This window comes from Actinomadura barringtoniae (assembly GCF_017573505.1).
Lineage (GTDB): Bacteria > Actinomycetota > Actinomycetes > Streptosporangiales > Streptosporangiaceae > Spirillospora > Spirillospora barringtoniae.
Map to the genome: position 1 here is coordinate 66172 of NZ_JAGEOJ010000033.1, position 25468 is coordinate 91639.

Sequence of the window (25468 nt, forward strand, 5' to 3'; positions counted from 1 at the left end):
GGAGCGACTCGCCCCCGGAGCGACTCACCGGGGTCAGGGCAGGGCATAGACCGGGTCCACGGGGCTGTGCCAGACGTGCTCGTGACCGTGTGGCCGGACGAGGGCCACTGCGGAATCGAGCGACTCCTCCACAGGGCGGTCGGTGTCGATGGTGCTCGCCTCGGGCCAAGCGTCGGCGCGTCCCGCCATCGCAGCGGCTACGGCATGGTCGGCGTCGGAGTACCCACGAGGGCGGGTACGCAGGCGCTGCGCCGCGACGTCCGCGGGTGCCTCGCATCTGAGCTGCACGAGCGTCGCGTGGAGGTCGGTGGCGAGCGCCTCTGCGGCCTCTCGGTGAAGCCGGTCCGTCCACGACGCGTCGAGCACGACGCTCTCGCCGCGGGCGAGAAGGCGACGTGCGTGGTCGAGCAATGTCGCATAGGTGCGGCTGGTGGACGGCTGGTCGTACAGCCCCGTGCCGAACGGTGCGGCGGCCGCATGTTCCGGTGGGATCCCAGCGGACTCCTTACGGAGGCGATCGGAGCTGATCAGTGCCCAGCCGAGCTGTTCGGCCAAGGCCCCGGCCAGCGTGGACTTCCCGACTCCGGGCAGGCCGCCGACGAGGACAAGGGTGACTTCGCCCGCCCGGAGATGCCGGAGCGCCACGTCGGCGAGGGCCGCCGCCTCCGCCGAGGCGGCCGGGTCTCCCTGGCCGTGGCGCAGGCACGCGACCTTCGCCCGCACGAACGCTCGATACGCCACGTAGTGGTGTCGAAGTGACAGAGGGGCCGGATCGGCCGCGTACTCGGAGTACCAGCGGATGAAACGCCTGGCGAGCGTCGGTGCGGCGAGCCGTTCCAAGTCCATGGCCAGGAACGACGCGTCGTCCAGGCCGTCGAGGTAGCGGAGCTTGTCGTCGAACTCCAGGCAGTCCAGGACCCGGGGACCGTCATCGAGGACGAAGATGTCGTCGGCCATGAGGTCGCCGTGGCCGTCGATCACACGCCCGTCGGCGATGCGGGCGTCGAAGAGCGGTTCCCGGCCGGCAAGGAACGCGCGGACGAGGCGTTCGATCTCGCGTGCGCCGGTTGAGGAGAGCGGCCGGTCATGAAAAGGACGCACCTGATCGAAACTCGCCGCCCATCGGGAAAGGAGAGCGTCGCGTGTCCCCTCGGCCGAGATCTCGGCGTTCCGCGGGGCCCTGGCGTGCCAGGCGGCGAGCTGCCTGGCGACGGCGCGCAGTGCGTCGTCGACGGCAACCTGGGAGGCCACCAGCGTCGACAACCTGCGGCCGGACGGCATGCGCCGCATCACCACGAGGTGATCGCGAGGTCTGCCGCTGGAGTCGTGCACGTCGGCGACATCGAGGTAGACGTCAGGGGAGAAGCGCCTGTTGAGCTCCAACTCGCGATGGCAGGCGCGCTCCCTCGCCTCTCGCGTGCCGAAGTCGAGGAAACCCAGGCTGACGGGCTTCTTCAGCTTGTACGCCCGGTCCCCGACGAAGAACACCACTCCCGTGTGCGTTTCGCTGACCGCCGCGCTGACGTCAGGCCCCGCGGGGAGGCCGGTGTTCGCATGGCTCATGACGGATGCTCAGGCCGGGTGCGGTCGAAGATCACGACACGCGTGGCCCCGGGGACCGTACGGACGAGGTCGTCGGCGAGCTTCTGCACGCGCTCGTCGCCGTCGCCGCTCAACTCGACGACGCCGTCGGCGACGGTGACCTCCCAGCGGAACCCCGGTCGCAGGTAGTCCCTGAGCAGGGCCAGCACGTCATCGCGGATGCGCGCGTCGCTGCGGGCGAGGATGGCGATGAGATCGCGGCGGCTGATCATCCCGGCGATGACGGGGCCGTCCATGACCGGAACGCTCTTGTAACCGGTCGACATCATCACCTCGGCGAGTTCGGCGACGTCGGAGTTCGGCCGGACGGTGAACACGTTGGTGGTCATGGCGTCCTCCACCCGGCGCGGCGGCGGGTCCGCCGGCGCCGCGACGTGTCGCGCGAACGCTCTGGGGTCGGCCTCGAACTCGCCGCGCAGCAGGTCCATCTCGCTGACGATTCCGACGAGGTGCCCGGTCTCGTCGGTGACGGGAGCGGCCGTGATCTGGTTGTCGTTCAGTATCCGGATGGCCTGCCTGACCGAAGCGCTGCGGGCAACGGTCACCACGGCGGTGCTCATCGCCTCTTGGACGAGCATGGCTGGGACTCCTCTCAAGATCAGGTCCGTGCGCGTTCGCCGCCACCGGCGGGAAGGCCCGGGAGGTTCAGACGCCTGTCGAGCCCGACGAGCCGGACCACTCTGGAGACACGCGGGTGGAGGTGGACGAACGCCAGCTCCGCCCCTTCGGCCTCGGCGTGGATGGTCGTGGCCAGCAGGGCGGTCAGGCCCTGGGAGTCGCAGAAGGTCACGCCGGACATGTCGACGACGTTCTCTGGCCTGCCGAGGCCGATCGCGCTGATGACCGCGCGGCTGAAGCTTGGAGCGGTCGCGAGGTCGAGCTCTCCGCGTGCTTGAACGAGCACCTGCGCGTCCGACACGGTCTCGATCCGCGTTTCGAACGGCGTGGCCGCGTCCGGCTCTGCTTTGAGCGATCTCATCTGTGAGCCCCCGGGTCTCGGTGTCGTGAATGCGTGTGGCCCAAGCCTTTCGCCGGTTACCGACACCTCCGTAGGGGCCAAGGTCCCGCTCTGCGAATCCCTATGGCCCGAGAGCCACCACCGGGCCCAGGCCGGTCCTGCCCGCGGGCCCTTCTACTGCCGGACCGGGACCTGCGACCCTGCCGCCCCGGTCCCTCGTCGGCGCAGCATCGGAGCAGGCTAGGGAGGGATTGCCATGTCCAGATTCTCGGTGGCCGCACGGACGGCTCGGCATCCCGCAGAGCGGCCCGTCGGCGACGGGGACGCGCTGCTGGTTGCTCAGGGAGTGCGCAAGGTCTACCGGACCGGGGAGCTGAGCGTGCTGGCCTTGGACGACCTGGATCTGACGGTGCGCTCCGGCGAGCTGGTGGCGGTGATGGGGCCGTCGGGGTCCGGTAAGACGACGCTGCTCAACTGCCTGTCCGGACTCGATGAGATCGACGGGGGACATGTGCTGGTCGAGGGCAATGACCTGTTCGAGATGAGCGACCATGCGCGCACCGAGCACCGGGCGCGGTCGATGGGGTTCATCTTCCAGTCCTACAACCTGATCCCCGTCTTCACCGCTGTGGAGAACGTGGAGCTTCCGCTGCTGCTGGTCGGCGTTCCGGCGGAGGAGGCGCGGGAGCGGGCGGTCGCGATGCTCGGGAGGGTCGGGCTCGCGCATCGCGAGCGGCATCGCCCGAACGAGATGTCGGGCGGGGAGCAGCAACGCGTCACGGTCGCCCGCGCCCTGGTCGCGCGACCGGCCATCGTGTGGGCCGACGAGCCCACCGGCAACCTGGACAGTGCGATGGCCGCGCAGATCATGGACCTGCTGCGGCAGCTCAACGCCGATGACGGCCAGACCATCGTCCTGGTCACCCACGATCCCGTCATCGGTGCGGCGGCGAGCCGGCTGATCCGGATGCGTGACGGCCGGCTGGCGGGCGACAGCACCACGGTGCCGCCGGCGGACGCCGGCGACGCGATGCGCCCGTAGGAGCTCAGATGTATCCCGAGTTGACTCTTCCGCTGGTCGCGGCGGCCGTGCTGCTGGCCGGCTTCGTGATCTTCCTCGTGGTCTTCAGGCCCGTACTGCGGCGGCTCGCCCTGCGGCAGGTGTCCCGGCGCCCGGGCGAACTGATGCTGGTCGTCGCCGGGTCGCTGCTCGGGACCGCGCTCATCGTGGCCAGCCTCACGGTCGGCGACTCGCTCGATCGTTCGGTGCGCCAGACCGCCTACGACTCACTGGGGCAGGTGGACGAGTACGTCAGGTCGCCGTCGGCGGCGGTGGGCGACGAGGCGGCGTTCCGGCTCGGGCCGCTGCGGCAGAATCCCGACGTCGATGGGGTCCTCACCATGCGTGGGACCGGGACCGCCGCGTCGGTGCTGTCCGGCGGGCGGCGGGTGGCCGAGCCGCGTGTGCTGGCCTGGGAGCTGGACTTCGGTGCGGCTGCGAGGTTCGGCGCACCCCATCGGTCCGGGCTGGCGGTAGCTAACCCGGGACCGGGGCGGGTGGTCGTGAACGGCAACCTGGCCACATCCTTGGGAGCCAAGGTGGGCGATCGGGTCACGTTCTACGGTTACGGGCGCGGCATGGACGCGACGATCTCCGCCGTCGTACCGGCCACCGGCCTGGGCGGCATCGGCGTGGGCGCGGCCGTGAACCGCGACGCCTTCTTCTTGCCCGGAACGCTGAGCGGCCTGGCGCGTCAGGCAGGACAGGAGATCAGCACGACCACGTTCATCTCCAACCGCGGAGGTGTCGAGGACGGAGCGCGGCTCACCGGCACCGTCTCCGACCAGGCGCGCGGTCTGCTCGGCCCGCTCGCCGCCGCGCGCGGCGCCGACCTGCAGAAGCCGAAGCAGGAGGTGCTCGACCAGGCCCGGCAGACCGGCGACGCTCTGGGGTCGCTCTTCCTGTTCGTGGCGAGCTTCAGCATCATCGCCGGGATCCTGCTGATCGTGAACATCTTCGTGATGCTCATCGAGGAGCGCAAAGGCCAGCTCGGCGTCCTCCGCGCGATCGGCATGCGCCGCCGGCGAGTGTCGCACGAGCTGATGATCGAGGGGAGCCTCTACACGGTCGTCGCGGTGTCGCTCGGCGGCCTGGTCGGCCTGGGAATCGGCCGTATCGTCGTGGCGCTGGCCGTGCGCATCTTCAACGGCTTCAACGACACCGGCAACCAGCTGTCGGTGATCTTCGCCGTGACGCCCACGAGCATGATCAACGGGATTGCGGCGGGGTTCCTCATCGCGCTGCTGGCGGTGACGATCACCAGCGTGCGCATCGCGCGTACCAACATCATCTCGGCGATCCGCGACCTGGCCCCCGCGCCCCGGGGAGGAGCGCGCCGTAGGTCCACCCTCCTGTCCGCTGCCGGCACCGTGGCCCTGGTCGTGGTGTCGGTGCCCGTGGTCGCCCATGGGGTCGGGATGCAGGTCTACCTGCTGCCCGCGCTCGCCGTCGTGGCAGCCGTTCCGCTCCTGCGCCGCTTCTGGCCCGCACGACCCGTCCACACCGCCGTCGGCCTCGCGCTCTTCGTCTGGGGGCTGATCGCGCACCTGGTCCGGCCGCACCTGTTCGACGACGCCTCCACCGGCACGTTCATCGTCCAGGGGTGCATGCTGACCTTCGCCTCCGTGCTGCTGATCAGCCAGCACCAGGACGTGCTGCTGTACCCCCTGCGGCGGCTCATGCGGCGGCCGTCGCAGACCGGCCTCGCGACCCGGCTCGCCGTCGCCTACCCGACCGCCAAGCGCTTCCAGACCGGCGCGACGCTGGCGATGTACTGCATCGTGATCTTCGTGGTCGTGCTCCTCACACAGATCTCGGCGATCATCGACGCCGGCGTCCAGAGTGAGGTGACCAAGGCCGCCGCGGGCTGGAGCCTGCGCGCCGACCACAATCCGGCCGTGCCCTGGCCTGACGCCGCCCGGGCGGTCACGGCAGGGCCGTTCGCGGGACAGGTCGCCAAGGCGGCGACCCTGGTGAGCGGGGATGCGCTCGCCGACGACCCGCTCCGGCGCACGGCGAAGGACCTGCCGGTGGTCGCGGTGGGCCTCCCGGACGACATCGCCGCGGCACCGCCCGCGCTCAACGACCGGCTGTCGTCCCTGCCCGACGACGCCGCCGCGTGGCGCCTGGTGCTGCGCGATCCGTCGTACGTGCTGATCGACACCTTCTACGGCGCCACCGGCGGCCCCCAGGGCAAACCGCCGCGAGCCGGATCGAAGCTGGTCATCACCGATCCACAGACCGGCAGAAGCTACAACCGTACGGTCGCCGGGATCCTGACCGACGGCATCGTCTTCTACGGCGTCGGAGGCGCCGAACCCCGCCGGTATCCGGTCCTGATGAGCCAGCCCGCGGTGACGGGTCTCCTGGGAACCGAGGCACGGCCCTCCAGCCTGCTCCTGCGGCTCGCGCCGGGCGCCGATGTCGAGCGGGTCGGTTCACAATTGCAGGGCCAGTTCCTCGCTCAAGGCATGGTCACGACCGATCTCGCCCAACGAGTCCGGGACAACTTCACCGCCAGCCAGCAGTTCTTCACTCTGATGCGCGGTTACCTGGCGCTCGGCCTGCTGATCGGCGTGACGGGACTCGGCGTCATCATGGTGCGCGCCGTACGAGAACGGCGCCGCACCATCGCCGTCCTGCGAGCGTTGGGCTTCCAAGCCCGCACGGTCCGGAGCTCCTTCTACGCCGAGAGCACCTTCGTCGCCTTCGAGGGCGTGGTCATCGGGACCCTTCTGGGTGTGCTGACCACCTGGCTGCTCTATCAGAACAGCCCCAGCTTCGGATCGCTCAACGCGCCCTATCCCATCGCCTGGACACAGCTCGCAGTCATCATCGGAGGAACATTGGCCGCGTCCCTGCTCGCCACGGTGGGCCCCGCCCGCCGAGCAGCCCGCATCCGCCCAGCGATCGCCCTCCGTATCAGCGACTGACCACGCCACGTCCCGAGCCGGGCTCAAAGCTCGCGAGGCAAGCCCGTAGCGAGGCCGCGGCCACCTGGCCGGAAAGCTCGGCCACGGAGGCCATGGCGAAGGAGTTTCAGGCTTCCATCGTGGTCATTGCCGCCTCGGCTCATGCGCTCGACGCGCTGTACGGCTCGACTGTGATCTCTCCCGCGCTTCGCGCGCAGTGCACGAGCAAGGGGACCAAGCGTCACGGCAAGATTCGTGAAGCTCAAACACGCCGTCAGACTGGCCCGGCCAATGGGAACAGCCGATGGCCGGTCGACGATCTCGAAGGTGCTTGGCGGTCTCCTGAGGAGCCGGACAGCAGAGTGAGGGCCGAGTGCTGGGTCGGCCCTCACAGGGTCGGTGATGGGGTCAGTCGTTTTCGGAGACGTGTTCGATGAGGTCGCCGAGGCGGCAGGTGTAGCCCCATTCGTTGTCGTACCAGCCGAAGATCTTCACCAGGTCGCCGCTGGACTGGGTGAGCGGGGCGTCGAAGACGCAGGACGAGGCGTCGCCGATGACGTCGCGGGAGACGATCGGGTGGGTGTTGTAGCGGATGATCCCGGCCATCGGCCCGGCCGCGGCGTCAGCGAACGCTTGGTTGATCTCGTCGGCGGTCGCCGGTCGTTCGAGCAGGCAGGCGAGGTCGACGAGCGAGCCGTCCTCGACGGGGACGCGCAAGGCCATGCCGTCGAACTTGCCGGCGAGGTCCGGGATGACCGCTCCGACGGAACGCGCCGCGCCGGTGCTGGTCGGGATCATGTTCACGGCCGCTGAACGGGCGCGGTGCAGGTCCTTGTGCGGGGAGTCCAGCAGGTTCTGGTCGTTGGTGTATCCATGCACGGTCGTCATGTAGCCCCTGGCCACGCCGAACGCGTCGTGCAGCACCTTGGCCATGGGCGCGACGCAGTTGGTGGTGCAGGAGGCGTTGGAGATCACCGAATGCCGGACGGGGTCGTAGGACTGCTCGTTCACGCCCATCACGATCGTGGCGTCCATGTCCTTGCCGGGTGCGGAGATGATCACCTTGCGGGCGCCGGACTTCAGGTGCACCGCGGCGTCGTCGCGGCGCCGGAACCTGCCGGTGGACTCGATCACGATCTCGGCTCCGTGCGCACCCCAGTCCAGGTCGGAGGGGTCGCGGTGCGAGGTCACCGGGAGCCGGCGGCCATCGATGACCAGCGCGGCGTCGTCGTGCTCGACCTGATGGTCCAGCCGTCCGTACGTGGAGTCGTACATCAGCAGATGCGCCAGCGTGGCGGTGTCGGTGATGTCGTTGATCGCCGCGACTTCGTGCCCGTGTTCCAGCGCGAAGCGCAGGTAGTTGCGGCCGATGCGGCCGAACCCGTTGATTCCGATCGGAGGGGTCATGTCGGTCTCCTGTAGGTGATCAATAGGGGAGGAGGTGGCCTGCAGGCGTGCGGCGGTCCAACGGTGCGGGATGCGGCCGCCGGACGGGCTTGGAGATCCTGATCTGCTTCATGGCCTGCTCCTCTGTGCGGCGGATCACCGGGTCCGGTGTCCGGAGTGAGCTGCCTCACAGACTTGTCCGATGCGCTTCCTCGTCCTACAGCCGGAAGCCCTGAGGTCTGACGGTCCTCGGGTCCGTGTGTCCTGGGACTGACGGATCTCTGGGAAGGGACCTTCAGCACGGGCGTGACGCAGCTCACAGAGAGAAGGTCGAGGCAGTGGACGTCCCGCACATGCCGGGGCCAGGGAGAGACGCAGGTGATCACGATGACGACCATGACCCTCGAACAGCAGACCCGCCCCGCACCGTTGAACGAGGCCTACTTCACCCGTGCCGCACGCGATCTCGGGGACCATCACCTGGGCGCCGGGCACGCCTGCGCGTGCTGTGCGCGGGCATGGCCATGTCCCAAGGCACTGGCGGCCGCGTTCATTCTCGACATGCACGACAGTGGCACCACCGTATGAACGGGATTCCTCCGCCAATTGATCGCAGGCCGGCTCGGCAGCGCCCGCATCACCTTCGACGGTGAGGCGGGCGATGTCATGTCGGGCGTTCGGCCGGGAGAGCATGACGCTCAGTCGGGTGGGAGAACGCTATGACCCGTGTGCATGCCGGACGCCTGCAGTGGAAGCACAGGCTCGATCCGGTCGGCTCCCGGTTGGCGGCGAGGAGCTGAACGTCGATGACGCCGACGAAGCGCCCCGTCCTTGCCGACGACCGGGAGGTGATGGACATGCGCCCTGGCCATGAGCTCCCAGGCCATCAGCATCGAGTCGTCCGGCGTGATCGTGAGCGGCTCGGTGGTCATCATCTGAGACACGGGCCGTTCCTCCACTGCCTTCCGCGTGTTCATCCGCCCTCCCGGTATGCGGGTCGTGGCCATGGCACCAGCCTCGGTGTCTTCTGGCGCGGGCGGATGGGCGATAAGTCCTTTTGGCGGCAGACCTTTGGCCCTGCCGATGATCATCGGGCGTTGATGGACTGGTGTTCCAGGCAGGGAGGGAGCCCGTCGTCATGGAGCACAGCCAGAGATCAACCCAGGGGCGGGCGGATGACCGGCGCGCGTTCGATGTGCGCTCCGCGGTCGAGGCAGCCACCTGGGCGCCTTCGGTGCACAACACCCAGCCGTGGTCGTTCTCCACCGACGGCGACCGGATCAGCCTGCGAGCCGATTCCGACCGCAGGCTCACCGTGGCCGACCCGGACGGCCGGGAAATGCTGATCAGCTGTGGCGCCGCACTGTTCACCCTGCGGGTGGCGGTACGGGACCAAGGTCATGAGCCCGAGGTCCGGCTCCTGCCGGATCCCGATCGGCCTCACTTGCTCGCCGACCTGCATCTGGGGCTGCGCATCCCCGGTAAGTCGGACGACAACAGCCATCTGTACGAGCAGATCCGCCGCCGGCGGACGCATCGCGGAGGCTTCAAACCGGAGCCGGTGGACGAGTCGCTGCTGGCGCTGCTCCGGCACGAGGCTCAGCGGGAGGGCGCCACGTTCCGCGTTCTGACCGACACTCACACCCGCAACGCCGTGGCGGCGCTCACGGCCGCCGCGGAGCACATGCATCACCTGAACCCCGCGTACGCGGGCGAACTGGCTCGCTGGGCTCCGGCGCCCGGCAGCGTTCGCCGCGAAGGCGTGACCGAGAGCGCCTATCCACGGGAGACGCCGCCGACCGATCCGCATTTCGCGGGACGGGACTTCGCGAGAGGGCATGGCTGGGGTGCCGAGCCCGCCATCCTCGACTGGCTTGAGGAGCCTGTCGTCGGTGTGGCGTGCACGCTCTCGACCAAGAGGGGCACACCCCAGGACTGGCTTCATGCGGGGCAGGCACTGCAACGCGTCCTCCTGCGCGCCACGCAGCACGGCGACCTCGCAGCCGCGTTCCACACGCAGGCGCTGGAGGTGCCCGCGCTGCGCGAGGTCATCCGGACGCAGTTCTGCGCAGGCGATCATCCGCAGATGGTCCTGCGCCTGGGCACGGCCGGCGACAAGTTCGAAAGCGTCCGCCGCCCCGTCGACCAGGTGCTCACCCACGAGAGCTGACATCACTTCCCACTCCGAGCAAGGAGAAGCTCATGCGCGCGATGGTCTATCACGGCCCCGGCAACAAGTCGTGGGAGGAAGTCCCCAAGCCGCAGATCATCGAACCGGGCGACGCGATCGTGCGCGTCGACGCGGTGACGATCTGCGGCACCGACCTGCACATCCTCAAGGGCGACGTACCGGCCGTGACCGATGGGCGCATCCTCGGCCACGAGGCCGTCGGCACCGTCGAAGACATCGGCCCCGGAGTCAAGACGATCAAGCCTGGCGACCAGGTCCTGGTCTCCTGCATCACCTCCTGCGGAACCTGCCGGTTCTGCCGCGAAGGCCGCTATGGCCAGTGCCTGGGTGGCGGCGGCTGGATCCTCGGCCACAAGATCGACGGAACGCAGGCCGAGTACGTGCGCGTCCCGTTCGCCGACACCTCCGTCCACGCGGTGCCCGAGGGCGTCGCCACACAGGACGTGCTGATGCTGGCCGACATCCTCCCGACCGGCTACGAGGTCGGAGTGCTGAACGGCGGCGTCGGACCGGGCGACGTCGTGGCGATCGTCGGGGCCGGCCCGATCGGCCTGGCCGCCATCATGGGCGCCAGGCTCTACAGCCCCAGCCAGATCATCGCGATCGACCTCGCCGACAGCCGCCTGGAGGCCGCCAAGCAGTTCGGCGCGACGGTCACCGTGAACAACGCCCGGCAGGACCCCATGGCGGTCGTCCAGGAACTGACCGGCGGACTCGGGGCCGACACGACCGTCGAAGCCGTCGGCGTGCCCGAGACGTTCGAGCTCGCCGTCGCCCTCGCCAGGCCCGGCGGGCGGATCGCCAACATCGGCGTGCACGGCAGGCCCGCCACGCTGCATCTCGAAGACCAGTGGATCCGCGACATCACCATGACCACGGGCCTGGTGGACACCTTCTCCACCCCGACCCTCCTGCGGCTGGTCGCCGGCCGTCAACTCGACGCGGGCCGCTTCGCGACCCATCACTTCGGCCTCGACGACTTCCCGAAGGCCTACGAGGTCTTCGGGAACGCCGCCGACACCGGAGCGTTGAAGGTCGTCGTCACCCGCTGAACCCGCTGAATCAGCTGAATCAGCTGAATCAGCTGAACCCGCGTCCTCCACTCACCTCCGTCCGGGCTGCGAGGTCGGCGAAGCCGGCCTCGATGCCCTTGGTCAGCACCTCCAGGTCCAAGGGCCCGTCGAAGTCGGCGGTGACGCCGAAGTAGAGGCGCCCGGTGTAGGAGAAGATCCCGATCGAGACGGCCACGCCCGCCGCCAGCGGAACGTACGGGTAGAGCTCGAGAACTCGGTGGCCCAGCACATAGAGGGGGAACGGCGGCCCAGGCACGTTGGTCGTGACCACCTGGAACAGCGGGCGCAGGGCCGAGAGGGCGGCGCGGGTGGACAGCGACAGCATGGTGGGGGCCGCCCCCGCGAGCTTGATCAGGGCATCGGCGCTGACGGCCTGGTGAGTGCTCTTCAGGTCGTCCATCTGCTCGCGGATCAGCTGGAGCCGTTCCAACGCGTCGGGCTCGCCGCAGGGAAGGGAGGCGATCAGTCCGGACACCTTGTTGTCGAGGACGCCGTGCTCGTCGGCACCACGCACGGAAACCGGGACCAAGGAGCGCAGCACGGTCTCGGCCTCGAGCCGCCCCTGCGAGGCCAGCAGCTCGCGGAGCCCGTGCGTGACCGCGGCGAGGACGATGTCGTTCACGGTGCCGCCGAGGACCTGCCTGATCCGCCGGACCTCATCGAGATCGGCGTGCGTCCAGACCCAGCTCCGATGAGGTCCGGCGGCGGGCGGCAGCGAGTCAGGGGCATGGTGGGCCATGCGTTCCACGCTGCGCGGGAGACCCGTCGAGAACCCGAGGACGGCCCTGACGCCGCCGCCCCGAAGGATCCTGGCGGGAATCCCAGGGACCTGGCGCAACGGTCCGGTGATCGAGTCCCGGAGGCCGTCGAAGGCCAGGCGGAGCGCGGAGGGCGGTGGCTCGGGACTGCGGAGCGGTACGACCTGGGCGCCCTCGGCCGGGGTCTCGGGGGACAGGTCGAAGAGAACGGTCATCAGGTCGCTGGCGGCGACGCCGTCCACCACGCAGTGGTGCACCTTGGCGATGATCGCCCAGTGGCCGTCCGCGAGACCTTCGACGCACCACAGTTCCCAGGGCGGCTTGCCCATGTCGAGCGGCAGAGCGAGGACGCGGTCCGCCACCTGCCGGAACTCCTCCGGGCCGCCCGGCGGGGGAACGGCGGTGTGCCGCAGGTGATAGTCCAGCTGGAAGTGCGGATCGTCCGCCCAGACAGGGCGGCCGAGGTTCAGCGGGACCTTGACGACCTTCTGCAGGTAACGGGGGATCAGCATCATCCTGGCCCGGACCATGGCGACAAGGTCCTCGTACGCCGGCGCGGGCCCTTCGAGCACGGTCACCGACGCGATGTGCATCGGCGTTCTGTACTGCTCGGCGAAGAACATCTCCGCGTCCAGAGCGCTCATTCTCTCCATGACGCACCGCCTTCAGGTGGTGAACGGGGGTCAGCTGCAGAGCAGGGCGGCACCTGCCACGAGGCCCGCACCAGCCGAGACAAGAAGGACGCGCTCGGCCGTTGTCATCCGGCCCGCCCGCTCGGCCTCCGCCAGAGCGGCGAAGAGCCCTGCCGTATGAATCCGGTCGCCGCCGGGAACGCTGACGAAGCGTTCGCCGGGAACGCCGAGCCGCTGCGAGAGCGGGCCCAAGAAGGCGTCGCCGAGCGGGTTCGCGACGACGAGATCGACGTCGCCGGGCTTCATGTCCGCGTCGCCCAGCAACCCGGCCGACACCTCGGCGGCGCACGCCGCGGCCCTGTCCGCGAACTCGGGGTCCTGGTCGATTCTCAGCGTGTTCCTGCCGCCGTCGAAGATCACCCGCGACTGGAAGAGGGAGGAGAACTCGGGGTAGGTGCGCCACCGGAACCCGGCGAGACCGGCGGCGTCCTCGTTCCACATGCAGACGACGGCCGCGCCGGCCGCCTCGAACGGGAATCCCGGAGCCAGCCGCCTGCCCGGGCTGCCGTCGCCGGCGACGACCAGGGCGCGGTCGATCGCGCGGGCGCGCAGAAAGCCGTCGGCGATCTGCAGCCCCGTGAGCGGACCGCAGGCGCCGTTGGCGATGTCGAACGAGAACGTCCCGTGCTCTCCGGCGTGCGGATCCTCGGGATGCGCGCCGACGTCCTGCTGGATCAGCGCGGCGAGCGCGGGCTCACCCAGGTTGCGTTCGTGATAGATGCCGGCGTTGACCATCAGCTCGATGTCGCCGGTCGTGAGCCCGGCGTCCGCGACCGCCTTACGGACGGCCTGATCGGCCAGGAGCCGGGCACTCGTTCTGTGCCATGGCCGCATGCGCGGCGGGGTCGCCACGGCGACCGTCTCAAGCGTCGTTGACATGGGAATTCACCAGTTCCGGGCCGATCGTGAGCAGGACCAGCCCTATCTCCAGGCCGGAGGCCAGCGCGAGCAGCGCCACGCGGTCTCCCTCGACGATGCGGCCGGCCTTCAGCTCCTCGGCGAGCGCGACGAAATGGGTGGTCGACGCGGTGTTCCCGTACCGGTCGACGGTGATCACGGGCGCGTTGCGGGTCTGATCTCCGAGCGCCTCCTGGAACGCGCCGGCGCCCTTGCGGATCGCGCGGACCGAGGTCTGGTGGGGGATCAGGTGGTCGACGTCGCCGACCTGCAGCCCGACGGTGTGCAGAGCCTCGCGGAGCAGGAACGGTGTGTCGGCGATCGCCGCCCGCTGGATGGCCCGGGCGTCGGTGAACATGCGCGCCCCGGGATGATGCCGGGCGGGATAGGCCAGGCACAGCCGGCTGTGCCCGGACACGGTGGTGAATCCGGCGACCTCGATGCCGGGCGCGCCCAGCGGGGCTCGCTCGATGATCACCGCGGCCCCGGCGTCGCCCAGGGTGAGCGAGGCCAGCTCCTTGCTGAGGATGGTCTTGACATGCCGTGCGGCGTTGACGCCGAGATGGGAGATGTACTCGCCGCTCACCACCATCCCGCAGTCGATCTCGCCGCGATGGACGCGGTCGGCCATGACGAAGACGCCGGTGAGCATCCCCGCGCAGGCGTTGGAGACATCGAACGTGACGGCGTCGCGGGCGCCGATCGCCTGCGCGACGGCGCTGCTCTGCGAGGGTTCGAGCCATTGCGTCAGGCGGTCGCGCGACTTGGTGATGCTGCAGGACGCCAGGGCCTGAATGTCGCCGGCGGAGTGGCGCGAACGGTTCAGGCAGTCGGTGGCGGCCGCGACGGCCAGCGACAGTGAGTCCTCGTCCTCACCGGTGACACGGCGCTCACGGATCCCCGTGAGCCGCTCCAGATCGACCCGGGTGCGATGCCGGGTGGAGGCCATGACCTCATCGGTGCTCAGGCGCGTCTCGGGCAGATATCGCCCCACGCTCTCCAGGCGTGCCGGATGGAAGGAGGCAGCCGGGCCACCGGAGCCGTTCTCCATCATCAGCCAGGTGGTCGGCATGATCGCCTCCACGTCCCGAGGCCCTTCACGAGCGAAGGAACCCTTACTCCCGAGCCTGCCGCCGCTCCGGAGCCCGGGGCAGGGGCGAAGGTCCCCGGGGCCGGGGGACCTTCTCATCTAGGGAGAACTCGGACGTTTACCTAACTTCGGTACAAGACCCACTCCCTCGGATGGCGAGAGCAGGCCATGACCAGCGAAAACAGCCGGGGGCTCGACCTCGGCACCCTCAATCTCATGCTCGAGGCGCTCGGCGAGTTCACCGCGTCCGCCCTGCCGGAGGAACGGCGGCTGGAACTCGACCACGAGGACGTCTGCCCAGAGGAGATCGTCCGCGCCATGTGCGGCGACGACCTGGGCGTCCAGCTCGTCTTCATCCCCGAGGAGTACGGCGGGATGGGCGGCGGCGCCTTCGACTCCTACCGCGTTTGCGAACGGCTGGCCAGGATCGACATCGGCCTCGCCACCTCCGTCTTCGCCACCTTCCTCGGCTGCGACCCGATCCTGTTCGGCGGCACCGCCGAGCAGAAGGAACGCTGGCTCGGCCGGATCGTCAAGGAGGGCATCCTGCTCGCCTACGGCGCCACCGAGCCGGAGGCAGGCAGCGACCTCGGCGCACTCCGCACGATCGCGGTCCCCCTGGAATCGGACGGCCGGATCACCGGCTACCGCATCAACGGGCGCAAGCAGTGGATCAGCAACGGCTCCATCGCCGACGTCTGCACGGTCCTGGCTCGCACCCCCGGCGGCCCTTCCTGGTTCGTCCTGGAAAAGGGGACCGAGGGCTTCTCCACGGCGACCCCTGAGGACAAGCACGGGATCCGGCTGTCCAACACCGCCGCGCTCTACCTCGACGACGTGACCGTGCCGGCGGAGAACCTGGTCGGCGGCGAGGAAGGCCGCGGGCTGGTCATCGCCCAGCGCGTCTTCCACCTCGGCGCTCGCCTTCGGCGGTCCCTTTCCCGTCACCTTCGGTAGCCCCATCCCCGTCACCTCCGGCATGCGAGGGCCATGGTGGATCTCGTGGCAGTCTCGGTCGGCGGTCATAGGCCCAGGCAGGGCCGAAGGTCCTTGCCCGTGATGACCTCCGGCCGGTGGTCCGCGCGGCCGAGTGGATCGAGCCTGAGGGACATGACGCAGCAGATTCCGGCCACGCCGGTGTTCGCCTTGCTCATGGACGGCGCCCAGGTGGAGATCAGGCAGCCCATGTCCGATGATCACGAGGCGGTCCGCGCACTCCATGAGGGCCTCTCCACGGAAAGCCATTACCTGCGGTTCTTCGGATTCAACCGGCGGGTGGCCGAGGAGGTGGCGAAACGGATCTGCCGTGAGCCCGATCCCGATCACGGGGCCTTGGGTGCCTGGCTGGACGGTCGGCTGGTCGGTGTCGCCGAGTACGAGACCTATGAGGCGCACGGCGCCGCCGAGATCGCCGAGGTCGCCCTGGCGGTCGCCGACGACATGCATCACCGCGGTGTCGGCACCCTCCTGCTGGAGCATCTGGCGTCGCTGGCACGGTCTCGCGGCATCCGTGTCTTCCGCGCGGACACCCTCGCGGAGAACACGCCCATGTTGCGGGTCTTCGCCGACGCCGGGCTGCCCGTCCGGCAACGGTTCGCGAACGGCGTCATGGACGTGTCCATGCCGCTCGACCTCGGCGATCACTATCTGGACGCGGTGACCGAACGGGAGCGCCGCGCCGATGTCGCGAGCCTGGAGCCGCTGCTGCGTCCGTCCTCGGTGGCCGTCGTCGGAGCGGGCCGCGGCGCGTCGTCGCCCGGCGGGGCGGTGCTCGGCAGCCTGAGCTCGGGCGGCTTCACCGGTGCGTTGTACGCGGTCAACTCCCATGCGGCCGGCGCCGATCTGCGCGGGATCCGGTGCTATGCCTCGATCGCCGATCTTCCCGAGGCGCCGGAGCTCGCGGTGATCGCCGTACCGGCCGCCGGGGTCGTTCAAGCCGCCGCCGACTGCGCGCGGCGAGGCGTCTCGGCCCTCGTCGTGATCACCTCGGGGCTGACGGCCGAGCAGGGACGCGAGCTCATGGCCCTCTCGCACCGGCACGGGATGCGCGTGGTCGGGCCGAACTGCCTGGGGATCGCCAATTCCGAGACGGGGTTGGACGCCACGTTCGCGGCCGGGCACCCGCGGGCCGGGGTCGCGGGCGTCGTGGTCCAGTCCGGCGGAGTCGGCATCGGCCTTCTCGATCACCTGTCCCGGCTGAGGATCGGCGTCTCGTCGTTCGCCTCGGTGGGCGACAAGTACGACGTCAGCGCCAACGACATGCTGATGTGGTGGGAGGCGGACGCCACGACCCGGCTGGGCATCGTCCATGTGGAGTCGTTCGGCAACCCGCGCAAGTTCGCGCGGACGGCGCGGCGCGTCGGGCGTTCCCTGCCCCTCCTGACGGTCATCGCCGGGCGGTCCGCTCCCGGCGCCCGGGCCGCCGCCTCGCACACCGCCGCCGCGCTGACCTCCGAGGTCGTACGCCGCGCCCTGTTCACCCAGGCTGGCATCGTGGCGACCGACTGCCTGGGCGACCTGGTGGACGTCGCGGCGCTGCTCGCCGGGCAGCCGTTCCCGCAGGGGCCGCGGGTGGCGATCGTGTCCAACGCCGGGGGAGCGGGGGTGCTCGCCGCCGACGCGTGCGTGGACGCGGGTCTGTCCGTGCCCGAGCTCGACCCCGCGGTGCGGGACAAGCTCGCGGCGCTGCTGCCCACCTGCGCGGCCGTCAGCAATCCGGTCGACACCACCGCGGCCGTCGGAGCCGATCTCTTCCACGAGGCGATCGAGCTGATCGCGGCCGATCAGAACGTCGACGCCGTGCTCGCCGTCGTCTCGCCCACCGCGCTGGGCGATCTGCGCGTGGCCGTTACCGGCACTCGGAAACCGGTGGCCGGGGTGGTGCTCGGCCAGGCCGAGACGGTGCAGATGGGAGCGGGAGGCCTGCCCTCGTACGCCTTCCCTGAGAACGCGGCCCGGGCTCTTGCCCATGCCTGGTCCTACGGGCGCTGGCGCGCGCAGCCGGCCGAACAGGTCCCCCAGCTGGACGGGATACGTCCGGCGGACGTCCGAGCGATCATCGACTCCTGCCTGGAGACGGCGCCCGAGGGCTCCTGGCTTCCGCCGCGCGAGACGCTGCGGCTTCTGGCGGCCTACGGTCTGCCTCTGGTCCCGTGGCGCTGGGCCGAATCGAGCGAGGAGGCCGTGAGAGCGGCCGCCGAACTGGGCGGACGCGTCGCGTTGAAGGCGCACGTTCCCGGGGTCGTGCACAAGTCCGCGGCCGGAGCGCTGCAGCTCGACCTGCGCGGGCCCGCAGAGGTCCGGCGTGCCCACCGATGGCTGAAGCGCCGTTTCGGCGACTCTCTTCAGGGCGTCCTGGTTCAGGCCATGGGAGATACCGGAGTCGAGGTTCTCTGCGGAGCCGTCCAGGACGACGTCTTCGGTCCGGTGGTGGTCTTCGGAACCGGGGGAGTGGACACCGACGCCGCCGCGGACCGTGCCGCCCGCCTCGCCCCGCTGACCGAAGCCGACGCCGGTGAGCTGATCGACCAGGTGCGCGCGGCCGCGCTGCTGCACGGCCACCCGGGCCGCCGGCCGGGTGACCTCGACCGGCTGCGGGACACGCTGATGCGGTTGTCGCAGCTCATCCACGACCATCCCGAGATCGCCGAGCTCGACCTCAATCCGACGATCGTCAGGCCGGACGGCGTCCAGGCGGTCGACGCCCGCATACGCCTCGCACCGCGGCGTGTCTGGGACCCCTACCTGCGACGGCTCCGCTGAGCTCGTCGCGTGACCTGTGAGGAGAAGAACATGTCCGATCCGATCATCGTGGGCGTCGACGGGTCCGCGCCCTCCGACCGAGCGCTGGACTGGGCCGCCGACGAGGCGGTCCGCCGCGGTCTCGAGCTGCATATCGTGCACGCCCAGGAGACCTGGCCCTACAGCTGGCCGTTCGACCTGCCCACCTCGCTCGTTCCAGGCGAAAGCGCCGCGCGGTTCGACGAGGCGGTACGTCAGATGCTCACCGCGGCCGAGGAGCGCGCCCGCCAGGGCCGCCCGGACCTCGCGGTGACGACCGAGCTCGCCACGCAGTCGGCCGTGGAGGCGCTCCGGGAACGCTCCGAGAAGGCCTCGGAGGTCGTCGTCGGCCATCGCGGGCTCGGCGGCTTCTCCAGCCTGCTTCTGGGCTCGGTGAGCCTGCGCGTCTCCGAGCGCGCGTCGGCGCCGGTCGTGATCGTCCGCGGTGACACGTTCCCCGAACGCAGGGAGATGGCCGTCGGGATCGACCTCGTCGATGACGCGCCCGCGCTGGAGTATGCGTTCCAGACCGCCGCCGTGCGCGGAGCGCGTCTGAGGGTCGTCCACGCTTGGCACATCCCCGAATGGCTGCTGGACTCGCACAAGGCGATCAACCTGGACGAGCTGGAAGAGAAGGCCCGCTGGAGCGTCGTCGAGGCGCACGCTCCCTACCGCCGCCGATTCCCCGGCGTCGAGGTCGTCGAAGAGGTTCCTCGCATTCACGCGGTCGAGGGCCTCGTGGAGGCCTCCATGGAGGTCGACCTGCTGGTGGTCGGCAGACATGGCAAGAGCCAGCGGGACCATCGTCTGGGGTCGACGTGCCATGGCGTCGTGCATCACGCGCACTGCCCGGTGGCCGTGGTCCGGCAGGAACCGTCATGACCGAGATCGTCGTCGGCACCGACGGCTCGGAGAACAGCCTGGTCGCCATCGACTGGGCGGCACGCGAGGCCGGGCGCCGGAACGCCTCGCTGCGGATCGTGTACGCGATCGCTCCGTGGCTCTTCGACACTCCGGTCGATCCGGGGGTCGGCGCCGTCCGGGACTGGATCCGCGGCGACGGCCAGGACGTCGTCGACCGCAGCATCGCCCGTGCCCTCCGGGCCGTACCCGATCTGAGGGTCACCGGCGCGATGGCCGAAGGCCAGCCCGCCGCCAGGCTGATCGAGGAGGCGCGGCACGCGGCGATGGTCGTCGTGGGCACCCGGGGGACGAGCGGTGTGTCCGGCCTGCTGCTGGGGTCGGTGGCCTTCCAGCTCGTCTCCCACGCTCCCTGTCCGGCGGTCGTCGTCCGGGGCGAGGAGCATCCCGAGTACGGCGAGATCGTCGTCGGAATCGACGGCTCGACCGAGAGCTCGGCGGCGGCCGGGTTCGCCTTCGAGGAGGCGGCGCTGCGACACGCCAGGCTGAGGGCGGTCCTGGCCTGGTCGCATCCCCACGCGTCCAGGTCCGGCGACCAGCAGCCGCCGGTGTACGACGCGCAGACCGTGACCGCCGGCGAAGAACGCGTCCTCGCCGAAAGCCTGGCCGGCTGGCGTGAGAAGTACCCAGAGGTCCGGCTCGTCTACGAGGTCGTCCACGCCCGCCCCGCGCGCGCACTCGCGGGCGAGTCGGCGCGGGCCGACCTGCTCGTGCTGGGCTCACGCGGGCGAGGAGGCTTCACAGGACTGATGCTGGGTTCGGTGGGGCAGTCCATGCTTCACCTGGCTCACTGTCCCCTCACCGTCGTGCCGTCCTCGGTCGGGTTCCGGCCTTGATGGGAGGCGGTCGTGATGGCCGGCGACGCCAGAACTGACACGGGACCGCGGGCGGGGCTGGCGAGCATGCCCGACACACTGATCGGCCTCAGCGTGGACGCGGGGTGCCGGGCCACCGCGGCCGTCCGCCGCACCCGGTTCAGCCGTCCCGTACCTCATCTCCCGGCCGTCCCAGGGCTTCCGGACGGTGTGCGCCGGCGGCTGGAGGCGTGGAACGCACAAGGTCACGCGGTACGGATCCGCTATGAGCACGAGGCGGGGACGGCGGGCCGTGAGCTGCTGGACCTGCTGGTCGGGGCGGTGCTGGACCGGATCGACCTGGACGCCGTCGTCGCCCGGGTCGATCCGAACCGGGTCGCCGAGCGCGTCGACGTCGACGCGGTGGTGGACCGCGTCGACATCGCCGCCATCGTCGATCAGGTGCTCCAGCAGGTCGACATCCCGGCGCTGGTGCGCGACTCGGGCGGGACCATGACCCAGGAGACGGTCGACGCGTTCCGTGCGCAGACCATGCGCGCGGACCGCTTCGTCGATCGCATCACCCGACATCGCGGCGGCCGGGACCGACGATGACCGACGACCCGGCCGCCCTGCAGGGGGAACGCGCGGGGCTGGTGTCGCGCTGCTCGGCGGCGCTCATCGACGCGTTCGCGGTGTCGGCGGTCTGTGTCCTGGCCCTGGTCTGCGCGGGGGCGGTCCGCTATCTGCTGCTGGGCGGGCCGTTCACCCTGCCGGACCCGCCGCGCCGGCTCCTGCCGGTCATCGGCGGCACCCTGTCGGTCGTCTACCTCACCTGGGGCTGGGTGAACGGCGGGCGCACGGCAGGGGACCAGGTCATGGGCCTGAGAGTGCGCTCGCAGTCGGAGCTGCCGCTCGGCTTCGTGCGCGCCCTGATACGGGCCGTCCTCTGCACGGCCTTTCCCATCGGCCTTCTGTGGATCACCGTCAGCCGCCACAGATCCTCACTGCAGGACCTGATGGTGGGCAGCGCCGTCATCTACGACTGGGGCCGTCGGCCGTCCTGACCGGCCGTTCGGCCCGGCCGCTCCGCGGCGACCGCCGACCACGCCGAGGTGTTTCCGGGACGAGGCCGGCCTGGACGGTCCACATGGCTTCGGTCAGCGATTCGAACGTCCACAGCCGTCGGCGCAACCCGGGAGCGTCTCCCGCGGTGGCGGCGTCCACGAGGTCATCGGCGGCGACGCGCAGTCTCTCAAGACGCGCCGCCAGGATCCCGGGCACCGGCGTGAGACGATCAGCGGCGTTCGGCGCGGCGCCGTGAGCGGCCTCGACCTCCTGGAGCACGGCACGGACCCCCGCCTCGACCTCACTGACGGGGCAGCCGCTGCTCAGCACGTGATCGGGCGTTGCCAGCATCCGCAGGCGGGCCAGGTGGTGCCCGCACCGTCGACGGCGTTCCTGCGTCTCCTCCGTTGCGATCATCTGACGCCTCCTTCGTGCGCTGAGAGTCCATTCCACGGCGGTCAGCGGACGTCGGCCAGGGACCAAAGTCCCGGAGGACCGATAGGGCGTCGGGCCGCGCTTCGGCTTAGGCGGCGTTGCCGTTCGCGCGGGGGGCCGTCGAGCCGATCCAGTGGCCCGAGATCTGCTGGCTGGGGATGCGCATGTACACGACGTCCGTCCCGTCGAGGGGCGGGAGCGTCGTGGGCCGTGGCGGCCGGGTGCTCGCAGCGGCGTCGCGGGCGGCATGGGCACGGCCGATGATGCTGACCGTCCATCCGTCGCCGGTGACGCCGTCGACGTCGTCCGCCTGGAAAGCGACGATGGCTCCCTGGATGGCCAGTGCGGGAGCCGTGCCCTCCTCGATCCGGAAGATCACATGGTTGTCGCCGACGGCGAAGCGGACCGGCTCGACGGCGGGCAATGCCCGATCGGTGTAGGCGATCCGGCCGATCGGCACCGACCGCAGCAGCTCCAGGCACTCGGAGCGTTCGAGGCGCCTGCTGTCATCGGTTCCGTAGCTCATGGTTTCAGGATCCCCGGCCGTGAGTGCTCGGACGCAGGGGCAAAGGTCCTCGTGGAGCAGCGTTTCGCCCCCTCGACGAGGGCATAGGAGACGACCGCCACGGTGAGGGCGCGTCCCCAGGCCGCCAGGCCGATGGGGGCGGAGCGGAACAGGTCGTTCATCACAGGCACGTAGGTGTAGATCAGCTGGATCACGATCAGGCCGGCCACGCCGGCGCCGACCCAGGGGTTGCGGCGCACACCACGGACCAGGATCGGGTGGTCCAGGGACAGGCAGTTGAACAGGTAGGTCGCCAGCGTCACCGCGAACACGCTGACCACGACCGTGCGAGCCTCGGCCGACGAGGCGCCGTGGGCCTGTTCCCAGTGGAAGAGACCGAACGCTCCGGCCAGCAGGATCGCTGAAACGAACATGATCCGTGCTACCAGGGGGCGGGGCAACAGCGGGAGACGCGGGTCGCGTGGAGGCCGGTGCATGATGTCGTCGTCGCGGGGCTCGACGGCGAACGGCAGGCCCAGCACCAGAACGGCGGTCATGTTCAGCCAGAGGACCTGGACGGGGAGGATCGGCAGCTCGCCGCCCGTCACGATCGCGGCGACCAGGACGAGTCCGAGGCCGATGTTGGCGGGCAGGGCCCAGACGATGAACTTGACCAGGTTGTCCAAGACGCCGCGGCCCTCCTCGACGGCGGCCTCGATCGAGGCGAAGTCGTCGTCGGTCAGCACCATGTCCGCGGCCTCCTTGGCGACCTCGGTGCCGGCACGGCCCATGGCGACGCCGATGTCGGCTTGCTTGAGCGCCGGAGCGTCGTTGACCCCGTCCCCTGTCATGGCGATGACGTGGGCTCTGCTCTGCAGGGCACGGACCAACAGCAGCTTCTGGGCAGGCGAGACACGGGCGAACACGGCGGTCCGCTCGACCGCGCCGGGCAGCCGATCACCAGGGCAGGCGTCGATGTCGGTGCCCGTCATAACCTCGCCGTGGAGCCCGACCTGAGTGCCGATGGCGGCTGCGGTCTCGGCATGATCCCCGGTGATCATCTTGACCTGGATGCCGGCGTCGTGGCAGGCGCGCACGGCGTCCGCCGCGGCCTGCCGCGGCGGATCCTGCATGGCCTGAAGTCCCACGAACGTGAGGTGGGACAGCCGGGTGAGCGGGATCGAAGACCGGGTGAGCGGGGTCGAAGACGCCTCCGCCTCAGCGCGGGCGAACGCGAGCACTCGCAGGCCTTGGCGGCCGAACGCCTCGGCGAGCTCGGTCACCGCTTTCACGGCTCGGTGGTCGAAGGGCTCTCTCTGATCGTCCAGTCCCAGTTGGCGGTCGCACAGAGCCAGCACTCGTTCGATCGAACCCTTGACATGGACCGCGCCGTCCTCGTGGCGAGTGGCCATGTACTGCCGCTCGGAGGAGAACGGCAAGGTCTCCAGTCGTTGGGGAACAGAGGTGATCCCTGCCTTGGCGGCGCTGACCACCAGAGCTCCCTCGGTCGGGTCTCCGATCACCTCCCATCCGTCCGTGCCTCGCGTGATCTGCGCGTCGTTGCAGGCCAACGCGGATGTCAGACAGGCGGCCAAGGCCGGATGCGCATCGAGGGCCACGGGGGCGTGCCCCTCCATCTCGACGATGTCACCGTCCGGGGCGTACCCGGTGCCACCGACCGCGTAGAGCCGGCCACCCGCGGCGATCGCGCGCACGGTCATGCGGTTCTCGGTGAGGGTGCCCGTCTTGTCGGTGCAGATCACCGTCGTGCTGCCGAGGGTCTCCACCGCGGGGAGCCGCCGGATGATCGCGTTGCGGCGGACCATCCGTGCCACGCCGAACGCCAGGGTGATGGTGACGAGCGCCGGCAGGCCCTCGGGGATGGCTCCGACCGCCAGCGCCACCGCGGCCGTGAGCATCTCCGCGACGGCCTGGCCGCGCAGTACGCCGATGAGGAACGTGAGGGCGGCCAGGCCGAGGACCGCCGCAGTGATCAAGCGGCTGAAATGGGCGATCTTGCGAGTGAGGGGAGTCTGCACTCCCTGGGCCTGGCCGACGAGACGATGGATGAGGCCCAGCTGGGTCGCGGATCCGGTGGCGGTCACGGTACCCGTGCCGCGTCCGCGGGTGACCACGGTTCCCGAGAACGCCATGTCGCGCCGGTCAGCCAGCGGAACCTCGCCCTCGAGCGGCCGCGGATCCTTGGCGCTCGGGATCGACTCGCCGGTCAGGACCGCCTCATCGACCTCCAGGCCGTCGGCGACCAGCAACCGGACATCGGCCGGGACCTTGGCCCCGGCTTCCAGGATCACCAGGTCGCCGACGACGAGTTCGGTGGAGGGCAGAGTCATGAGCGAGCCGTCGCGGACCACCTCGGCGGTGGTCGACGTCATGGCCATCAAAGCGGTGAGTGCCTTCTCGGCACGGGCCTCCTGGGCGAACCCGACGATGGCGTTGACGATGACGACGCCGCAGATGACCGCGGAGTCCACGTGATCGCCGAGGACCGTCGTGACAACGGCCGACGCCAGCAGAACGTAGATGAGCGGGCTGTGGAACTGCAGGAGGAACCGTGCCACAGGCCCTCTGCGGCGCATCGCCGGAAGAGTGTTGGGGCCGAACCGTTCCAGCCGTTCCCTGGCTTCGGCTGAGGTGAGCCCGTCCCGGACATCCCGGAGATCCCCGCTCGGCTCGCTGGGCACCTCGGTCATGGTGTCGGGCGCCGGTCGAGGTGCTGCCATTCGCGGTCCCACGCCTGCTCGCGCCTGACGTCGAGGCGGCGGCGGACCAGCCCGTAGGCGGTCAGGAACGGGATGCCGGTCAGGAGCGGCACGAACGAACCGGCCATGAGCGTGTCGGCGAGCGTGTCACTGCGCGTCTGCGGCGGATTTGTGGGGTTGCCCCGGGAGTCCAGCCACGTTCGGTAGTCACTTTCCGGGGCCCGGTGCCGAGTGGCGGCCTGGGTCTTCTCGGTGCGGAGCCCTGCGGCGTAGACGCGATGGCAGGCCTGGGCAGTGAGGACGGTGGCCGTCGCCACGTACAGCAGCAGGAGGGTCAGAGCCACCAGCTGCTGTAGGCGGTCTATGCCCCGCCGGAGCCGGTTGCGGTCGAATCCCCAACGCCGGCGCAGGCGGTCGCCCGAGATCCAGGCTCTGCGCGCGAAACGAACGTTCATTGTGGACTCCCCAGTCGGCCTGCAGCGACCGTAAGCCGCCGGAGAGAGGCGAGAGGAGATCCATTCGGCCCTGATCGACAGGGTCCTTCGGGTGATCTCGGTACGGGTCCAACGGCCCTGATCATTGCGCCCAACGCCTCCTACCGGCGTCCGGCCTGCGGAGACATCGTT

General features: G+C 70.1%; 23 protein-coding genes. 11 read left to right on the top strand and 12 right to left on the bottom strand.

Annotated elements, in window-relative coordinates:
- Nucleotides 1-33 precede the first annotated feature (33 nt).
- Genes J4573_RS49430 through J4573_RS49440 form a run of 3 tightly spaced genes read right to left on the bottom strand, consistent with a single transcriptional unit; the run spans nucleotide 34 to nucleotide 2581 of the window.
- Nucleotides 34-1563, bottom strand: coding sequence for a bifunctional aminoglycoside phosphotransferase/ATP-binding protein (locus tag J4573_RS49430; RefSeq protein WP_208263412.1), 1530 nt, complete (start codon nucleotides 1561-1563; stop codon nucleotides 34-36).
- Entirely contained in the window at nucleotides 1560-2180 is a 621-nt protein-coding gene (locus J4573_RS49435) for a CBS domain-containing protein (RefSeq protein ID WP_208263413.1), read from the bottom strand. The genes J4573_RS49430 and J4573_RS49435 overlap by 4 nt, the downstream gene beginning before the upstream one ends.
- 20 nt (nucleotides 2181-2200) lie before the next feature.
- Nucleotides 2201-2581 carry an STAS domain-containing protein gene (locus J4573_RS49440; RefSeq protein WP_208263414.1) on the bottom strand — a complete coding sequence of 127 codons (381 nt, stop codon included), beginning with the start codon at nucleotides 2579-2581 and terminating at the stop codon, nucleotides 2201-2203.
- Nucleotides 2582-2816: 235 nt separating this feature from the next.
- Between J4573_RS49440 and J4573_RS49445 the strand changes: the two genes are divergently transcribed.
- Nucleotides 2817-3602, top strand: a complete 786-nt coding sequence (locus tag J4573_RS49445) for an ABC transporter ATP-binding protein (RefSeq protein WP_208263415.1) — start codon at nucleotides 2817-2819, stop codon at nucleotides 3600-3602.
- 8 nt (nucleotides 3603-3610) lie between these two features.
- A complete protein-coding gene (locus J4573_RS49450) occupies nucleotides 3611-6553 on the top strand; it encodes an ABC transporter permease (RefSeq protein WP_208263416.1) in 2943 nt (980 codons plus the stop codon).
- Nucleotides 6554-6940: 387 nt separating this feature from the next.
- Here J4573_RS49450 and gap read toward each other — a convergent pair whose 3' ends face one another.
- Nucleotides 6941-7939 carry a type I glyceraldehyde-3-phosphate dehydrogenase gene (gene gap, locus J4573_RS49455; RefSeq protein ID WP_208263417.1) on the bottom strand — a complete coding sequence of 333 codons (999 nt, stop codon included), beginning with the start codon at nucleotides 7937-7939 and terminating at the stop codon, nucleotides 6941-6943.
- 366 nt (nucleotides 7940-8305) lie between these two features.
- Between gap and J4573_RS49460 the strand changes: the two genes are divergently transcribed.
- Nucleotides 8306-8506: a hypothetical protein gene (locus J4573_RS49460; protein WP_208263418.1), complete on the top strand. Its 201-nt coding sequence runs from the start codon at nucleotides 8306-8308 to the stop codon at nucleotides 8504-8506.
- A gap of 110 nt (nucleotides 8507-8616) precedes the next feature.
- On the opposite strand, the gene J4573_RS49465 is transcribed toward J4573_RS49460, so the two are convergent.
- Nucleotides 8617-8853, bottom strand: a complete 237-nt coding sequence (locus J4573_RS49465) for a CBS domain-containing protein (RefSeq protein ID WP_279575863.1) — start codon at nucleotides 8851-8853, stop codon at nucleotides 8617-8619.
- Nucleotides 8854-9056: 203 nt separating this feature from the next.
- On the opposite strand from J4573_RS49465, the gene J4573_RS49470 reads away from it, so the two are divergent.
- Both J4573_RS49470 and J4573_RS49475 read left to right on the top strand, forming a co-directional pair.
- A complete protein-coding gene (locus tag J4573_RS49470) occupies nucleotides 9057-10088 on the top strand; it encodes an Acg family FMN-binding oxidoreductase (RefSeq protein ID WP_208263419.1) in 1032 nt (343 codons plus the stop codon).
- Between the two features lie 32 nt (nucleotides 10089-10120).
- Entirely contained in the window at nucleotides 10121-11161 is a 1041-nt protein-coding gene (locus J4573_RS49475) for a zinc-dependent alcohol dehydrogenase family protein (RefSeq protein ID WP_208263420.1), read from the top strand.
- 28 nt (nucleotides 11162-11189) lie between these two features.
- Here the strand turns inward: J4573_RS49475 and J4573_RS49480 are convergent, their stop codons facing one another.
- The 3 genes from J4573_RS49480 to J4573_RS49490 are packed head-to-tail and all read right to left on the bottom strand — an operon-like array spanning nucleotide 11190 to nucleotide 14601.
- Nucleotides 11190-12593, bottom strand: coding sequence for a WS/DGAT/MGAT family O-acyltransferase (locus J4573_RS49480; protein ID WP_208263421.1), 1404 nt, complete (start codon nucleotides 12591-12593; stop codon nucleotides 11190-11192).
- A gap of 30 nt (nucleotides 12594-12623) precedes the next feature.
- Nucleotides 12624-13511, bottom strand: a complete 888-nt coding sequence (locus J4573_RS49485) for a 3-oxoacyl-[acyl-carrier-protein] synthase III C-terminal domain-containing protein (protein ID WP_208263422.1) — start codon at nucleotides 13509-13511, stop codon at nucleotides 12624-12626.
- Nucleotides 13495-14601 (bottom strand): 3-oxoacyl-ACP synthase III family protein, encoded by a 1107-nt coding sequence (locus tag J4573_RS49490; protein WP_208263423.1) that lies wholly within the window; start codon nucleotides 14599-14601, stop codon nucleotides 13495-13497. Before J4573_RS49490 ends, J4573_RS49485 begins: the two co-directional genes overlap by 17 nt.
- Before the next feature lie 186 nt (nucleotides 14602-14787).
- On the opposite strand from J4573_RS49490, the gene J4573_RS49495 reads away from it, so the two are divergent.
- From J4573_RS49495 to J4573_RS49520, 6 genes are all read left to right on the top strand, one after another.
- The gene (locus J4573_RS49495) at nucleotides 14788-15576 is read left to right on the top strand and encodes an acyl-CoA dehydrogenase family protein (protein WP_208263424.1); all 789 of its coding nucleotides are present in this window, start codon (nucleotides 14788-14790) and stop codon (nucleotides 15574-15576) included.
- Between the two features lie 153 nt (nucleotides 15577-15729).
- Entirely contained in the window at nucleotides 15730-18381 is a 2652-nt protein-coding gene (locus J4573_RS49500; RefSeq protein WP_208263425.1) for a bifunctional acetate--CoA ligase family protein/GNAT family N-acetyltransferase, read from the top strand.
- A gap of 30 nt (nucleotides 18382-18411) precedes the next feature.
- A complete protein-coding gene (locus J4573_RS49505; protein ID WP_208263426.1) occupies nucleotides 18412-19281 on the top strand; it encodes a universal stress protein in 870 nt (289 codons plus the stop codon).
- Nucleotides 19278-20156, top strand: a complete 879-nt coding sequence (locus J4573_RS49510) for a universal stress protein (RefSeq protein WP_208263427.1) — start codon at nucleotides 19278-19280, stop codon at nucleotides 20154-20156. The genes J4573_RS49505 and J4573_RS49510 overlap by 4 nt, the downstream gene beginning before the upstream one ends.
- A 66-nt stretch (nucleotides 20157-20222) precedes the next feature.
- Complete coding sequence (locus J4573_RS49515) at nucleotides 20223-20729, top strand: hypothetical protein (protein ID WP_208263428.1); 507 nt, start codon at nucleotides 20223-20225, stop codon at nucleotides 20727-20729.
- Complete coding sequence (locus J4573_RS49520) at nucleotides 20726-21181, top strand: RDD family protein (RefSeq protein ID WP_208263429.1); 456 nt, start codon at nucleotides 20726-20728, stop codon at nucleotides 21179-21181. The genes J4573_RS49515 and J4573_RS49520 overlap by 4 nt, the downstream gene beginning before the upstream one ends.
- On the opposite strand, the gene J4573_RS49525 is transcribed toward J4573_RS49520, so the two are convergent.
- From J4573_RS49525 to J4573_RS49540, 4 genes are all read right to left on the bottom strand, one after another.
- Entirely contained in the window at nucleotides 21150-21599 is a 450-nt protein-coding gene (locus J4573_RS49525) for a hypothetical protein (protein WP_208263430.1), read from the bottom strand. The genes J4573_RS49520 and J4573_RS49525 overlap by 32 nt on opposite strands.
- 106 nt (nucleotides 21600-21705) lie before the next feature.
- Nucleotides 21706-22143, bottom strand: coding sequence for a pyridoxamine 5'-phosphate oxidase family protein (locus tag J4573_RS49530; RefSeq protein ID WP_208263431.1), 438 nt, complete (start codon nucleotides 22141-22143; stop codon nucleotides 21706-21708).
- Entirely contained in the window at nucleotides 22140-24863 is a 2724-nt protein-coding gene (locus J4573_RS49535) for an HAD-IC family P-type ATPase (RefSeq protein WP_208263432.1), read from the bottom strand. Before J4573_RS49535 ends, J4573_RS49530 begins: the two co-directional genes overlap by 4 nt.
- Nucleotides 24830-25297: a hypothetical protein gene (locus tag J4573_RS49540; protein WP_208263433.1), complete on the bottom strand. Its 468-nt coding sequence runs from the start codon at nucleotides 25295-25297 to the stop codon at nucleotides 24830-24832. The genes J4573_RS49535 and J4573_RS49540 overlap by 34 nt, the downstream gene beginning before the upstream one ends.
- Nucleotides 25298-25468: the final 171 nt, after the last annotated feature.